Annotated in this window: 12 protein-coding genes; 4 read left to right on the top strand and 8 right to left on the bottom strand. The window is 45.9% G+C overall.

Features of this window, described 5'->3' with window-relative positions:
- Nucleotides 1–46 precede the first annotated feature (46 nt).
- Together VJ374_RS09245 and VJ374_RS09250 are read left to right on the top strand one after the other, a co-directional pair.
- Nucleotides 47–1,471 (top strand): NAD(P)H-binding protein, encoded by a 1,425-nt coding sequence (locus tag VJ374_RS09245; protein ID WP_290750952.1) that lies wholly within the window; start codon nt 47–49, stop codon nt 1,469–1,471.
- Between the two features lie 121 nt (nt 1,472–1,592).
- Nucleotides 1,593–5,180 carry a dynamin family protein gene (locus VJ374_RS09250; protein ID WP_329468633.1) on the top strand — a complete coding sequence of 1,196 codons (3,588 nt, stop codon included), beginning with the start codon at nt 1,593–1,595 and terminating at the stop codon, nt 5,178–5,180.
- Nucleotides 5,181–5,240: 60 nt separating this feature from the next.
- Here the strand turns inward: VJ374_RS09250 and VJ374_RS09255 are convergent, their stop codons facing one another.
- The 3 genes from VJ374_RS09255 to VJ374_RS09265 all read right to left on the bottom strand — a co-directional run bounded on the left by VJ374_RS09255 (nt 5,241) and on the right by VJ374_RS09265 (nt 7,756).
- Nucleotides 5,241–6,149: a LysR family transcriptional regulator gene (locus VJ374_RS09255; RefSeq protein ID WP_035407494.1), complete on the bottom strand. Its 909-nt coding sequence runs from the start codon at nt 6,147–6,149 to the stop codon at nt 5,241–5,243.
- Between the two features lie 12 nt (nt 6,150–6,161).
- On the bottom strand, nt 6,162–7,112 hold the full coding sequence (gene corA / locus VJ374_RS09260) for a magnesium/cobalt transporter CorA (protein WP_056061874.1): 951 nt from the start codon (nt 7,110–7,112) through the stop codon (nt 6,162–6,164).
- 95 nt (nt 7,113–7,207) lie between these two features.
- The gene (locus VJ374_RS09265; protein ID WP_035407488.1) at nt 7,208–7,756 is read right to left on the bottom strand and encodes a hypothetical protein; all 549 of its coding nucleotides are present in this window, start codon (nt 7,754–7,756) and stop codon (nt 7,208–7,210) included.
- Nucleotides 7,757–8,040: 284 nt separating this feature from the next.
- Between VJ374_RS09265 and VJ374_RS09270 the strand changes: the two genes are divergently transcribed.
- Together VJ374_RS09270 and VJ374_RS09275 are read left to right on the top strand one after the other, a co-directional pair.
- On the top strand, nt 8,041–9,159 hold the full coding sequence (locus VJ374_RS09270) for an NAD(P)/FAD-dependent oxidoreductase (RefSeq protein ID WP_035407485.1): 1,119 nt from the start codon (nt 8,041–8,043) through the stop codon (nt 9,157–9,159).
- A gap of 39 nt (nt 9,160–9,198) precedes the next feature.
- A complete protein-coding gene (locus VJ374_RS09275; protein WP_056061877.1) occupies nt 9,199–9,522 on the top strand; it encodes a hypothetical protein in 324 nt (107 codons plus the stop codon).
- An 84-nt stretch (nt 9,523–9,606) separates the two neighbouring features.
- Here VJ374_RS09275 and egtD read toward each other — a convergent pair whose 3' ends face one another.
- The 5 genes from egtD to VJ374_RS09300 all read right to left on the bottom strand — a co-directional run bounded on the left by egtD (nt 9,607) and on the right by VJ374_RS09300 (nt 14,160).
- Entirely contained in the window at nt 9,607–10,563 is a 957-nt protein-coding gene (gene egtD / locus VJ374_RS09280; RefSeq protein WP_056061879.1) for an L-histidine N(alpha)-methyltransferase, read from the bottom strand.
- Nucleotides 10,563–11,843, bottom strand: a complete 1,281-nt coding sequence (egtB, locus tag VJ374_RS09285) for an ergothioneine biosynthesis protein EgtB (protein WP_056061882.1) — start codon at nt 11,841–11,843, stop codon at nt 10,563–10,565. Before egtB ends, egtD begins: the two co-directional genes overlap by 1 nt.
- Before the next feature lie 124 nt (nt 11,844–11,967).
- Nucleotides 11,968–12,951 carry a GMP reductase gene (gene guaC / locus VJ374_RS09290; protein ID WP_035407471.1) on the bottom strand — a complete coding sequence of 328 codons (984 nt, stop codon included), beginning with the start codon at nt 12,949–12,951 and terminating at the stop codon, nt 11,968–11,970.
- Between the two features lie 158 nt (nt 12,952–13,109).
- Nucleotides 13,110–13,616, bottom strand: a complete 507-nt coding sequence (locus VJ374_RS09295; RefSeq protein ID WP_329468639.1) for an NUDIX domain-containing protein — start codon at nt 13,614–13,616, stop codon at nt 13,110–13,112.
- Nucleotides 13,603–14,160 (bottom strand): GNAT family N-acetyltransferase, encoded by a 558-nt coding sequence (locus tag VJ374_RS09300; RefSeq protein WP_329468641.1) that lies wholly within the window; start codon nt 14,158–14,160, stop codon nt 13,603–13,605. Before VJ374_RS09300 ends, VJ374_RS09295 begins: the two co-directional genes overlap by 14 nt.
- Between the last annotated feature and the right edge of the window lie 115 nt (nt 14,161–14,275).

Here is a 14,275-nt window from a genome sequence, read left to right on the forward strand (position 1 = left end):
GATTGGGGGTACATTACAACAGATAATAAGAGAGGAGTTTACATCCATGCCAACGCGCCTAGCTTTAGCCGGAGCTACCGGTTACATCGGTCACAATCTACTGAACGAACTGAAGAAAAAATATGACGTCATTGCCCTTTCTCGAAACGGCGATGATAAGGACAATGAGGAACGTGTCGAATGGCGATCGTGCGATCTCTTTTCTCTAGACGATACGATTGCTGGTATGAAAGGAGCGGACATCGCTGTCTACCTCGTTCATTCGATGATGCCTTCTGCTAAATTGACACAAGGGTCGTTTGAAAACATGGACTTATTGTTAGCCGATAACTTTGCCCGTGCAGCAAAAGAAAATGGTATCCGACAAATCATTTACTTAAGTGGTATCATTCCTGAGGAAACAGAAAATCTATCGCGTCACTTAAAGAGCCGACTCGAGGTCGAACGCGTTCTTGGTGCTTATGGCACACCGGTGACGACGATCCGTGCCGCATTGATTGTCGGTCCAAAAGGCTCATCTTTCCCAATCTTATCGAAGCTCGTCAAACGCCTCCCCGTCATGGCACTCCCACGATGGACACGTAACAAGACACACCCCGTCGCTTTACCGGATGTCATTCATGCACTTGGTGAAAGTGTCGATCGCGATGATGTTAAAGACCGGGCAATCGATATCGGTGGACCGGAAGCGATGACCTATAAAGAGATGATCCTTCGAACTGCTGACATCATGGGAAAACGACAACCGACCATCGATATTCCTTTATTGACCGTTAAATTATCTCGACTTTGGGTGACGCTCGTGTCTGGAGAACCAAAAGAAACCGTCTATCCACTCGTTGAAAGCATGGTTCATGAGATGGTTGCAGATCCAGAAAAAATGGTTCCAGGGATCAGTGACGGAAAAATTACATTCGAACAATCGGTCCGTGATGCGCTAAAAGAGGAGGAAGAAAAAAAAGGTTCTTCTTCCTCGTCGTCTTCAACACCAGACGCCCTTGACGTTCGTTCAGTTCAACGTGTTCTTTTGCCGAAGGATCGCGATGCCGACTGGGCAGCTGACGATTACATGGATTGGTTATCTTCGTTTGCACGTCCTTTCCTATCATCAACTATGAAAGATCAAGTCGTTGGAATAAACATTCCATTTTACGAACAACCCCTACTTGAATTGACGAAGGAACCGGTTCGTGATCGACAAATGGCGACATACCGGATTACCGGCGGACTGTTCGCAAAAGTCGAGGAAGATAGCCGGGGTCGGATTGAATTTCGGCAAATTCCCGGTACACAGGAATGTATCATTGCCATTCACGAATTCGTCCCTGCTTTACCGTGGATACTCTATAAGGTGACGCAGGCGAACGTTCACTTGCTCGTCATGTATCTCTTTAAATTACACTTATTGCGTCGAATTCATTCGACGGAACAAGAATCAACACACGCAGACGAAATCGTTCCGTCATCTTGATCCCGATTAAAACGATCCGCCTCTTCCTTGGCGGATCGTTTTTTGTCGCTTGCAGAAGGATGACGAAACTAAAAAAATCGTGATACACTGAACGATGACTGAAAGAAAGGGGTTTCATTGCATGCGCTCATTTGAGGAACGATTATCGAACCAACTCGAAGCGACAGCTTCACTCGCCACGTTGATTCAACCTTCAACGGATCAACTCCGTTTAGATAAACTAGATAAATTCGCTATGAAACTATTGAAACGAGAGTTCACGATTGCTTTCGCTGGTCATTTCTCGGCTGGAAAGTCAAGCATGATCAACGCCTTGACGGGTGAATCGGTCTTACCGACAAGTCCGATTCCGACGAGTGCGAACATCGTGACACTTCAACAAGGGGACACTGATTCAGCGATCGTTCACTTTCATGAACAGCCTTCTGTTCGTCTGACAGCAACAGAGCAAGAGGAGCATCTTAAAACACTTGGGAAGAGTGGTGATGTCCGTCAAATCGATTTGACGCATGCTGCGTCCGATCTGCCTCCTGGTCTCGTCTTGATGGATACACCAGGCGTCGACTCGGTCGATGATGCCCACCGTGTATCAACGGAATCCGCCCTTCACTTGGCTGACATCTTGCTTTACGTCATGGACTACAATCATGTTCAATCTGAATTGAACTTCATGGTGACGAATGAATTACAAGCTGCCGTACCGGAACTATATTTAATCGTCAATCAAATCGATAAACATCGTGAAGATGAACTATCATTCGACGCCTTCCGCCGCTCGGTCCATGCATCTTTCGCTGAACATGGTGTCGCGCCGAAAGGGATCTTCTTTACAAGCCTGCGGAAACCAGATCATCCGTATAACGATTTCATGGAAGTCGAACAGCTCGTCAAACAAAGCATTCGTGATGCTCAACCGAAGTTGTTGGCTTCTGCCGCTTTAACGCTTGAAAGTCTTCATCAAGAGCATACACGTTATCTCACACGTCTCGTCTCAGAAGCCCACGAGACGATGGCTGAACAATTGAATGACGCTGAACGACGTGATCCAGAGACGATCGAAACCGAATTAGCCCACGTTTCGCAACAATTAGAAGCACGTCAGCCGGACCGCTGGGTACAGACGTTTTCGTTGCATCGAGATCAACTATTGAAAAATGCGACATTGATGCCGTTCGAATTACGCGAGAAGATGCGCCGTTTCCTCGAGTCACGCCAACGCGACTTCAAGGTCGGATTGTTCCGAAGTACAAAAAAAACGGAAGCGGCTCAAGCAGAGATTGCACAAGATGTGTTGCGTGCCTATCAGACGGTGACCGCTTCCGAGATTTCGCTCCATTTACGTAACTTGATGAAACAATCGTTACGCGACCTTGGTCTCCTGCAGGATATGCATATCGTCGCGATCGATCAGCTTTCACTCGCCCCGCCGCTTTCCGTACTCGAGAGTGCCCTGCCGACTGGCATTACGATCACGGGTGAATCGGTGCTCCAGTTCACGAATCGTGTCGCCGAACAGACACAAGCTTGGTTCGTCAAGGAAACGAATGCGTGGCGGGAGCATGTTCGACTAGAGTTGACATCAACTTTCCCGAAAGAACAAGCTGAGCTATTGCAACAACAAACGTCACTACAGCATAAATGGGACAACGTTCAAGCATGGCAACAGGCTACCGTAGCACTCGAGCGATATGAGTATGGCGTTGCCAATCCATCTGACCAACAGCTCGAACAGGCTCGGACACAAGTTTCAGTCTGGGAAGAGCAATTGATTCAGCAAGAAGCGACAATCGTTTCCTTTACCGGGTATGAATCGGTGACAGAAACAACTGCGTTTGAGCTCGCGAAGACGATCAGTGAGCAACAATCCGTCCGGTTTGCACCAGAAGATGTTGCTCAAATCCGTCAGCAGCTGAATGGTCTACAGGGCTTTGAAGAAGCCGTCGCTTATTTAAATGACAAATTGGATCGACTGACACACCAATCGTTCACGATTGCCTTATTCGGTGCCTTCAGTGCCGGAAAATCATCGTTTTGCAATGCTTTGCTCGGAGAGAAGGTACTACCCGTCTCTCCGAACCCAACGACCGCGTCCATCAACCGGATTCATCCCGTTGACACTACACACTCGCACGGCGTGGCAGAAGTCACATTCAAGTCGGAAGCAGCGATGCTTGAAGACTTAAATGAAGCGATGGTCGCAACGATGACGTTCGAGTCAACGAAACATGCATACGATACGCTCTTACCACGTGCCGCATCGCTGACGGATCCGTTCTTGCGTGCTTTCTTGACAGGATTCCCAACCGTTCAATCATTCATCGGTACCGTCCAGACGGTCGATCAAGAAGCTTTTAAACAATATGTCGCACAGGAAGAACGAAGCTGTTTCGTCGATGTCATCGATTTCTATTATGATAGTCCCTTAACTCGTCTCGGCGTGACACTCGTTGATACACCAGGAGCGGATTCAATCAATGCCCGTCATACCGATGTCGCCTTCGATTACATCAAAAATGCGGATGCAATCTTGTTCGTCACGTACTTCAACCATGCCTTTGCTCGCGCTGACCGTGAATTCTTGATTCAACTCGGTCGTGTCAAAGATGCATTCGAACTCGATAAGATGTTCTTCCTCGTCAATGCGATTGATCTCGCTGCTTCAGAAAGCGAACGTCAAGATGTCTTGAACTATGTCGCTACGGAACTGCAACGCTTCGGGATTCGGTCGCCCCGACTGTATGGAGTCTCGAGCTTACAAGGACTCGCCGAAAAGCAGCAAGAGCGAACGGATTCAATTTCCGGTTTACCCGAGTTCGAGGAAGCATTTCATCAATTCCTAGCGGAGGACTTGACCGGTCTTGCTAAAGTATCGTTGTCTGAGCAGACGGAAAAGACCGTCGAGCGCCTCGAACGGTTCATCGTTGCGACTGAAGCAAACCTCCTGCGAAAAGAAGAACGGCTGGCTGAACTGTCTACTTTAGAACAGCAGGTCACCGATCGTTTCGAGGACAATCGTGCTACTTTGATCGAACCTGCACTCAAAGCAGAGATTCATGAACTGTTGCACCATGTCGTACAACGCATTTATTACCGTTTCCCTGACTTCTTCAAAGAAGCCTATAATCCCGTTCGTTTTGCTCAGACGAGTAAAGGAGTAGCACTACAGGAGGCCTTGACGGAACTGTTGACATTCCTACGGTTCGACTTTGAGCAGGAGCTCCGGGTCACGCATTTCCGCATCGACCAATGGCTCGAAGCGGCCTTAGTCCGTCGTCAGCAAGAGGAGCAACAGTTGCTTGAGCAATGGAACGAATCCTTCCAGCTCGCGCCTGTCACGGTCTCTCGGTTGAAAGAAATGACGTTCGACGGACCCTTCGAGGATGCAACCCCTTATATTGGTGTCAAACGCCACTTCCGGAATGCGAAAGCCTTCTTTGAGAAGAATGAGAAAGAACAACTGAAGGAAGAACTGGCGACGTTAACTAAACAAGAAGCACTCGCATACACTACTGCTCAACAAGAGCGTTTGCTGACAGTCGCGACGGCACATCTAGATGTCTCTTTAACATCCCTTTCAGAGCACCTGTTACGCCAAGCACTCGAACAACTCGAGAGTGAACGTGCGACGTTACAGGCACAAGAGACACTGACACCTTATAAACAAGCTGCCGCAAAGATTCGCAATCTGACGCAGCACGTCACGTCATGAAACATGATCAATCCATACAAAAGACCGGAGCGCGACGCGTTCCGGTCTTTTGTATTTTCTTCACCGCACAGGCGTTGGCCAGAACGATTGAAAATAGTGGACGATGTATTGATGGACGTGCCGGACGACTGGGCGTAATTCTGTCCCGACAAGTCGGTTCAACGAGACATCCCATAACATCGGCGGCTCGAACGGGATGATTTTAATGTCATCCGCATGATGAAACCGCAGAATCGGTTCCGGTAGGATCGAGATGACGTCGAGTTCTTGAACCATCCCGATCAACAAGTCCCATGCACCAGACATGAAGAAGATATTCGGTTCTTGCTGCACTTTGCGAAACTCCGATAGTATTTGATGATGTAACATGAATCGATCATTTAAGATGACGAGTGGTTCATTTCCGATATCACTATAAGATAGAGCTTCTTTTGCTTGAAACGGATGATTTGGGCGAACGGCAACGACGACTTCATCTTCAATCAATCGAAAACGTTCAATGCCATAGGATTCACCTGGTTCGATCAAAATAGCCAAATCGAGTTCTTCAAGTAGCAGTCGACGTTTGAGTTCAAACGCCCCTTCTTCGATGATTTCGAGTTCAATCCCAGGATGTTCCGCCATGAACTTCGGGATTAACTGTGAAAATAACACAGGGAGAATGACAGGCGGGATTCCGAGACGGACTTTCCCTCGGACGACGTTTGAGCGTTCGCGCAGATGCCCCATCAATGCTTGATGACGTGTCAGAACGATCTTCGCATCTTCATACAATTGACGTCCCGTTTCCGATAACCCTGTCAACCGTCCGTGCTTTCGAATGAATAGTTCCACTTGCTCCAGCTGTTCGAAGTCGCGAATCATCTGACTAAGCGCCGGTTGCGAAATCGACAAGTGTTTCGAAGCACGCGTTAAGTTATAGCCTTGCTCGACAATTGTCGTAAAAAAAAGTAACTGTCGAATATCCACTTACATCTCTCCTTATTCATCAAACCAACGATTTTTTTTGAAGAACAGAATCATCACTAAAGCAAGGAGTCCCATTGCCCCTAACGTCACGAAATAACCATACCGGGTGGTCAGTTCTGGCATATGTTCAAAGTTCATGCCATATATACCAGCGATGAACGTCAACGGCATGAAAATCGTCGTAAAGATCGTTAACGTCTTCATGATGCTATTCATCCGGTACGAATTGAGGGAAATGAAGTTATCCCGAAACTCAGATGTCATCAATCGGTTGTATTCAATCATTTCGGATAACTTTAGTAAATGATCATACAAATCGCGAAAGAATGCTTGCTTCTTCGGATGAATCGATAACCGCTTCGATTCGACGACCCGATACAATAAGTCCCGCATCGGCATGACTGTCCGCGAGATTCGAAGTAACTGCGCTCTTAGTTCGAAAATTTCTTCCATCAACCGACGATCGTTTCCGCGTGATCGATAGCGTTCCTCAAGCGCAAACAATTCATCTTCTGTCGCATGGACGATCGGAAAATAACCGTCGACGATCTTATCCATGATTTTATGTACGAGATCGACCGTTTCTTGTGTGTGTAGGCAATGACTGTATTGTTCAAACACGACGTCAATTTCCGGCGAGGATTGCTCATGGTAGCTAACAAGATGCCGATCACTTGCGAACAAATTGATTTCACGACTCATCAACGTTCCTTCATCAAGTGCATGAAGGACAAAAAAACTATGATCCGCATAATACTCGAGCTTCGGACGTTGTAAATAATGAAAACAGTCTTCAATCGCCAGCGGATGAAAATCAAAGGCATCGATCAATTTTTGCTTTTCTGTATCTGTCGGTTGATTAAAATCAACGAAATAGCGTTTGATACCCGGCTCTTGTATCCGAAATATATCATCTGTCAAAATGATCGTATCGTTCGCATCGATCAATATACAACGAATCAAGTTCCTCTCCCCCCTTTTATTATTTAAGCGTACTATATTATTTCAAATGCAACAAAAAAGGATTCCAGAAAGGGAATCCTTTTTCTTATAGACAATCAACCATGTTCAATATAAAAACCGCTCCAATATACTTGACGATACGTAAATTCTTTACCGCTTTTCGTCGTTACAAGCATTTCATCTTCTGCCATGACGGCGATTTTAATCGGAACTTCACCGTGATCCGTCAAATAATTGAGGATCTCAAGGTGTCGATTCAACCAGAGACGACGACGGAACCATCGAAAACGACTAAACGCTGCACTGAAGTGGAGTAAAGCGAGTGACAGAATAATCAAGGCAAATGGAAGTGGAATATCGAACAAAGCAATCAAATATACATCTGCGATGAGTAAAGATAGCGAGAGACCCATTTCCGTCATCTCCATAAAAGATGCTTTATAGGTCGCGAAGTAGGTCATCACGCGAAACAACAAGATGACCGTTAGATACGGTACGAAATACATTTGAAACACATGGTCCGTGCCACTGTTGACGAACATGAGCAGTGGCAGGAAGAATAGCAATTTCCAGATTAGGATGGCGGAATAAAATAAAGTATGATCCGTGTAGCGTTTGCGTACGATGGCTTGACTCATATTCATTGCCTTCCCCTCCTTCATGATGGACCGTTTCAAAGTCAATGATGACAGGACATGATGCCTATAAGGGTATGTTTCCAAATTCAACTGTTTCTAATCATCTAATTCACAGTTTATAGAAACTGTATATTTAGTATACGTGATTGGTTTCGAAAAAGTTCACTTTCCCCATCATTTCCCATTATTCGATGTGCTACCGATCCGATTCTCACTCTTGCTAGTCGCCCGGATCTTCTACTGCTACAATATAAGATATTCCAATTGAATAGAATCGAGTTGAATTTTTCATGTACACCCATATCATTGTCGGTGCCGGAATTCTTGGTGCCTCGACAGCTTATCATTTATCAAAGGCTGGTGAACGCGTCTTACTCGTTGATCGGAAGGAACCCGGTCGCGCCTCCCATGCGGCAGCGGGCATCATCTGTCCATGGATGACACAACGACGCAATAAAGCATGGTACAAGTTAGCGAATAACGGTGCTCATTTTTACAAGACATTGATTCCTGAACTCGAAGCACTCGGCGAGACGAGCACAGGTTATCAGCAAGTTGGAGCGATCGCCTTACACGAAACATCAAAAATCGATAAGATGGAGACGATTGCGCAAAACCGCTTTCCAGAAGCCCCTGCCATCGAACGGATCGAACGACTCGATCAAGAACGTGTCAAAACGCTGTTTCCGCTCGTTGAACAGATCGAAGATGCCTTATTCGTCTCTGGCGGTGCACGTGTTGATGGACGTGCCTTATGTGCCGCTATGATCCGTGGGGCTGTCGAACACGGTGCGACTGTACTAGAAGGAGATGCTTCTCTTGTCGTAGACAAAGGAGTCGTCACCGGTATAACCATGGAAAACGAACAGTACTCGGCAGACCACTTCATTTTAACGGCAGGCGTTTGGTTGAATGACCTTCTTCGGCCGCTTGACCTTAAAATCGATTTGCACCCAGAGAAGGGACAAATCCTACAACTCGACTTGACGGATTCTACATCAACGACGTGGCCTGTCGTCATGGGACAACGCGGATTGTACCTGGTTTCGATCCACGAAAAGAAACTGATCGTCGGTTCGACACATGAGAAACAGACCGATTACAACTTAAAGCCGACCGTCAAAGGAATGCATGCTTTATTGAATCGTGCTTTACCTGTCTTACCAAGTCTCGAGGAAACGACAATTGATGAACTCCGTATCGGCTTACGTCCCTATACAAAAAACTCGTTACCAGTAATCGGACCGCTTCAAAATCATCCAAACGTGTTCTTAGCAAACGGACTCGGCGCATCCGGTTTGACGATTGGACCTTATCTCGGTAGCCAATTAGCGAAGCTTGCAAATCATCAAACGCTTGATATCGAATGGCAGACCTATGAGCCGACATACGTCTCTTTCGACTCCTAACTCACTTTATGCTTTTTGAAAGGAAGTACGTCATTGTCCATGAAACCAGTAGTTTCACTTGAATTATTTGATGCTTTAGATATTCGTGTCGGTACGATCCAGTCGATTTCGAATCGCACGGATGGCTCAATTCAGCTTGAGCTACAATTCGACGGATTTACACGTTCTTTTTCACTCGCTTGGGATTCACTACGACCTGATGTCCACGAGCTGCTTGGAAAACAAGCGATTGCTGTACTCAACGTACCTGGTCGTACGCCAGAAGAGTCCGGACGAGTGCTTGAGATTGGGCGTTCAGAACAATGGATGCCGATTCTCGTCGTGCCGGAACATCCGATACCTGAAGGTGCACGGATCGAATAAGACACTTTAACCTATGAAAAACACTCCCCAGTCATGCTTTTAACGGAAGCTTACGTGTAGGAGTGTTTTTTAGTTATGACGCCGTTACATTTTTTCTAAATAATGCACGCTAAATCGTTTGTCATCATCAATCCAGCAATTGACCGGATGAAAACCACTTTGACGAGCGAGAGTCTCAAACTCTTCTTTACTGTATTTATAGGAGTTCTCCGTATGAACCGTCTCCCCCTGTTTAAACGGAACCGTCACGTCTCCGACTTGTACTAATTGATCAAGTTGACTCCGAAGATGCATTTCGATTCGTCCTTTTTCTTCATTATAAAAAGCATGATGTTTAAATCGGGTCACATCAAACGTTCCATCGAGCATCTGGTTCAAGTGCGTCAACATGTTCAAATTGAATGCTGCCGTGACACCGGCTGCATCGTTATAAGCACGTTCAAGGACATCGGTCGATTTTTTTAGATCAACGCCGATCAAGAATCCATCTCCACTTTCAAGGATCCGCGATGAATGACGTAAAAAGTGCATCGCTTCCTCCGGTTCAAAGTTCCCGATCGTCGAACCCGGGAAAAAGATGACCCGTTTTTGAGACTCCTCTACCGGTAAGGAAATGGCTTGTGAATAATCACCACAAACAGCTTTAATATGCAATGCAGGATACCGCTCCGATAATTGACGAGCAGATTCCATCAAAAAGTCTTTTGAGATGTCGATCGGCATGTACGTATCCAAGTGCGTAAACGTCTCAAGCAACATCTGGATTTTACGACTGCTTCCACTTCCATATTCGATCAGCGTATGCACATCCCCAATACTCTGAGCGATTTCCGCTCGGTGTTGCTCCAAGATAGCAAGTTCCGTTCTTGTCGGATAATATTCCGGTTGTTGCGTGATCTGCTCGAACAACTGGGAGCCGATATGATCATAAAAGTATTTCGCCGGTAAGACTTTTTGTTCGCGCATCAGACCTTCGATGACTTCTAAACGCATGTTTTGTTGCGGAGTATATAAGTCGTAGCCAATGACCGTCTCGCGCATCACATGTCACCCGCCAATCGGAAGCCGCCAAATAACCAGCGTTTATCGGGTGGGAAGAAGTTTCGGTACGTCTCGCGAATATGATCGTCAGGCGTCACGCACGCTCCTCCACGTAGTACCATTTGATTACACATGAACTTCGCATTGTACTCTCCAAGTGCTCCCTCAAGTGGTTTACTGCCTGGATACGAACTATAAGGACTTGATGTCCATTCCCAGACGTTACCGAACATGCTCGCAAGTGTCGTCTCTGACTCTTTGACTACGACTGGATGAAACGTACCATTTCCCATCATGTTGCGCTTCGTAACGGAATCGACTTGACGAGAAGCCCATTCCCATTCCGCTTCTGTCGGCAAACGCTTCCCTTTAAAACGGCTGTAAGCATCCGCCTCATAAAAGCTAACGTGACAGACTGGTTCGTCGAGCCGCAATGGTTCGACGCCATTCATCGTAAAGATCGTCCATTCTCCCGCGTCATCCTTCATCCAATATAATGGCGCTTTCCAGCCTTCTTTTTGAACCGTTGCAAAGCCATCAGATAACCAATACTCTGACTTTTCATAGCCACCTGCTTCAATAAATGCCAAATACTCCCCGTTCGTGACAGGACGTGTCGCTAATTCAAACGGATGCAGCCACGTTTTATGGCGCGGACTCTCGTTATCAAACGCAAAACCGTCTCCTGTATGACCAATCTCGACGAGTCCTTCCTCAAATGGGATAAAGGATGTTTCCATGAGTGCATTTTCAGGCACGTCCGGTTCTAACGACTTTGACTGATAGGCAGGTAATAACGGATTCGTGAAAAAGTTATACTTCACGTCCATCAAAATCAATTCCTGATGTTGTTGTTCGTGTTGTAGTCCCATCTCGACCAATGCTTCGATTTTTCGTTGGTCTTCTGGAGTCCGTTCTTCTTTCAAGAACTCGATCATTTGTCCATCGACATATGCCCGGTAAGCGATGATGTCCTCGACGGTCGGACGTGACAACATTCCCCGTTGTTGACGAGGTTGATAAGGTCCGATTGAATTGTAGTACGAGTTGAACAAATAATTGTATTTCGGATGGAAGACTTGATAGTTTTCACTATATTCCTGTAGTATCATCCGTTCAAAAAACCAAGTCGTATGGGCAATGTGCCATTTTGGCGGACTCACGTCTGAACTAGCTTGAATGATGAAATCCTCTGCTTCGAGCGGTTCGATTAAGGCAATCGTTTGGTTGCGAACGGTAGCGAATTTTTCAATTAAGTACGATGTCGTTTCAAATAGCATGTCAATCACTCCCTATCCAAAATATTCCGAATTTTTCGGTCCATTTGACTTATACCCCTCCTATGGAAGAGTTATGCTAAGGAAACAAAAAAAGTCCGCTCTGTTAAGAGCGGATTCATCATACTTAAAATACTTTATCACCGTTGAAAATCGAGTTTTTGACGACGACGTAGTCGACCGTCCGTATCGCCTTCAATTTATTTCCACCAGCGTATGAGATCGCTGATTGCAAATCTTGCTCCATTTCAATCAATGTATCTGCTAGACTTCCTTTATGCTCGACGAACATCTTTTTCCCTTCAACATTCTTGCGTTCGCCTTTTTGGAACTCAGAAGCAGAACCGAAATATTCCTTGACGAGCACCCCGTCCACTTCATGTGTCTCACCAGGCGATTCTTCATGCCCTGCGAAAAGTGAACCGATCATGACCATCGAAGCACCGAACCGAACCGACTTCGCGATATCCCCATGCGTCCGAATACCACCATCGGCGATAATCGGTTTGCTTGCTGCCTTCGCACACCAACGAAGTGCTGCGAGTTGCCAACCACCTGTACCGAAACCTGTTTTAATTTTCGTGATACAAACTTTACCTGGTCCAATCCCGACTTTTGTTGCGTCTGCTCCTGCGTTCTCAAGTTCGCGTACCGCTTCCGGTGTACCGACGTTTCCAGCAATAACGAAACTTGTTGGCAAAAGCGATTTGATGTGGCGAATCATCTGAATGACTGCTTCCGAATGACCGTGTGCGATATCAATCGTGATGTATTCAGGAGTTAGTCCCTCTGTCGCGAGCTGTTCGATCAGCTGATATTCTTCTTCCTTGACACCGACGCTAATCGAAGCGAACAGTTGACGCTCTTGCATCATACGAACGAACGCTAGACGTCGTGCCGGTTCGAATCGATGCATGATATAGAAATAATCGCCTTCAGCTAAGAACAAAGCAATCGATTCATCAATGATCGTTTGCATGTTTGCGGGTACGACCGGAAGCTTGAAACGACGACCGCCGAACTCGACTGACGTATCACATTCCGAACGACTACCAACGATTGATTTTGCTGGAATTAATTGAATATCTTCATAATCGAATACTACATCCATGAATAACACCTCTAATTACGAATATTTTTTATATATCGGCGATAATCATTCGCCCATTGACTACTATAACGAACTGTTATCATAGTGTCAAAGAAATTTTCGTGTTTTTAAGGTTTTTCATGAACTTTTTTAGTTAACAAAAAAATAATGTTCGGATTTTAACAATATTGTTGTTGTAAATCAGTCAACCACTGCTCTTCCCAATCGAAATAACTCGATGCCTCCGATTTCTCAAACACTTGATCAGGATAAGGCAAGGCAAGTGGCGGACGCTCATTTTTTGGAAAATAAGCCAGTTGCTTAGATTCCCCATCAATGGCCTCGAGCTTCCCACTGACTACCTCACATTCGAACATCGTTGCTACATACTCGACCTCGTTTCCGTCAGGATACGTAAGTCGAAACGATTCCCCACCAAATGTCGCGATTAGTCGGACGGGTCGAACGAATAGACCCGTTTCTTCATAGACTTCGCGAATGACTGCTTGTGCAGGGGATTCTCCTAGTTCAATCGCCCCGGCAGGCAAACTCCAAAACGGACCACCTGGATCCTGGAAAAGGATATGCCCTGCTTCGTTTCGAATGATTGCTGCGACGCATGGTGTAAACAGACATTGTGTTCCGACATGTCGCCGTAGATTGGCATAATAATCAGAGATTGGCATGACCTGACTCCTCCCGGTCTTCTTTTAATAGAGCAAACAAAATAAAATCTTCCCAGGCATCATTGATGAAGAGGTTTTGCTTCGCGATTCCTTCTTTACGAAATCCGACTTTTTCAAGAACACGAATCGATCCGACGTTCGCCGGCATGACCTCAGCACGAATACGGTGGAACTGATGGACATCAAATAGATGGTCTACGAACAATCCGACCGCTTGAGCCATATATCCTTTTCCACCATAGACGGCATCTAACTGATAGCCGATCATGCACGTCTCGGCTGGTCCACGCTGGATGAACATCGCTGAGACATCGCCAATCAATTGATCGGTCTCTGATAAAAAAACACCGTAAGCATAATAAGCATCTTGTTTCATCAACTCTTGATGACGAAAAATTCGTTCCCGCTGCCCCTCTAACGTGTACTGTTCGGGTAACGGCTTAACTGGCATCCAGTATTCGAAGTGTTCACGATTTCGTAAGTTCATCTCAAGAATAACTGCCGCATCATCTAAGACATACGGGCGAATATATATAGGTAACATCATTTTTCCTCCTTTTGATTATTATCTTTAGTTCAAGAAGTTTGGGTGTTTCATAATTCATCCAGCGGGAATCTACATAATAGTTTCATTACATTACTGTGACAGCATACTATAG

Source organism: Exiguobacterium sp. 9-2, from assembly GCF_036287235.1.
Taxonomy (GTDB): domain Bacteria; phylum Bacillota; class Bacilli; order Exiguobacteriales; family Exiguobacteriaceae; genus Exiguobacterium_A.

Coding starts and splice junctions, on each gene's coding strand:
- VJ374_RS09245 (WP_290750952.1), top strand. CDS start 47: ATGCCAACGCGCCTAGCTTTAGCCGGAGCTACCGGTTACATCGGTCAC.
- VJ374_RS09250 (WP_329468633.1), top strand. CDS start 1,593: ATGCGCTCATTTGAGGAACGATTATCGAACCAACTCGAAGCGACAGCT.
- VJ374_RS09265 (WP_035407488.1), bottom strand. CDS start 7,756: ATGAATATGAGTCAAGCCATCGTACGCAAACGCTACACGGATCATACT.
- VJ374_RS09270 (WP_035407485.1), top strand. CDS start 8,041: ATGTACACCCATATCATTGTCGGTGCCGGAATTCTTGGTGCCTCGACA.
- VJ374_RS09275 (WP_056061877.1), top strand. CDS start 9,199: ATGAAACCAGTAGTTTCACTTGAATTATTTGATGCTTTAGATATTCGT.
- egtD (WP_056061879.1), bottom strand. CDS start 10,563: ATGCGCGAGACGGTCATTGGCTACGACTTATATACTCCGCAACAAAAC.
- egtB (WP_056061882.1), bottom strand. CDS start 11,843: ATGCTATTTGAAACGACATCGTACTTAATTGAAAAATTCGCTACCGTT.
- guaC (WP_035407471.1), bottom strand. CDS start 12,951: ATGGATGTAGTATTCGATTATGAAGATATTCAATTAATTCCAGCAAAA.
- VJ374_RS09295 (WP_329468639.1), bottom strand. CDS start 13,616: ATGCCAATCTCTGATTATTATGCCAATCTACGGCGACATGTCGGAACA.
- VJ374_RS09300 (WP_329468641.1), bottom strand. CDS start 14,160: ATGTTACCTATATATATTCGCCCGTATGTCTTAGATGATGCGGCAGTT.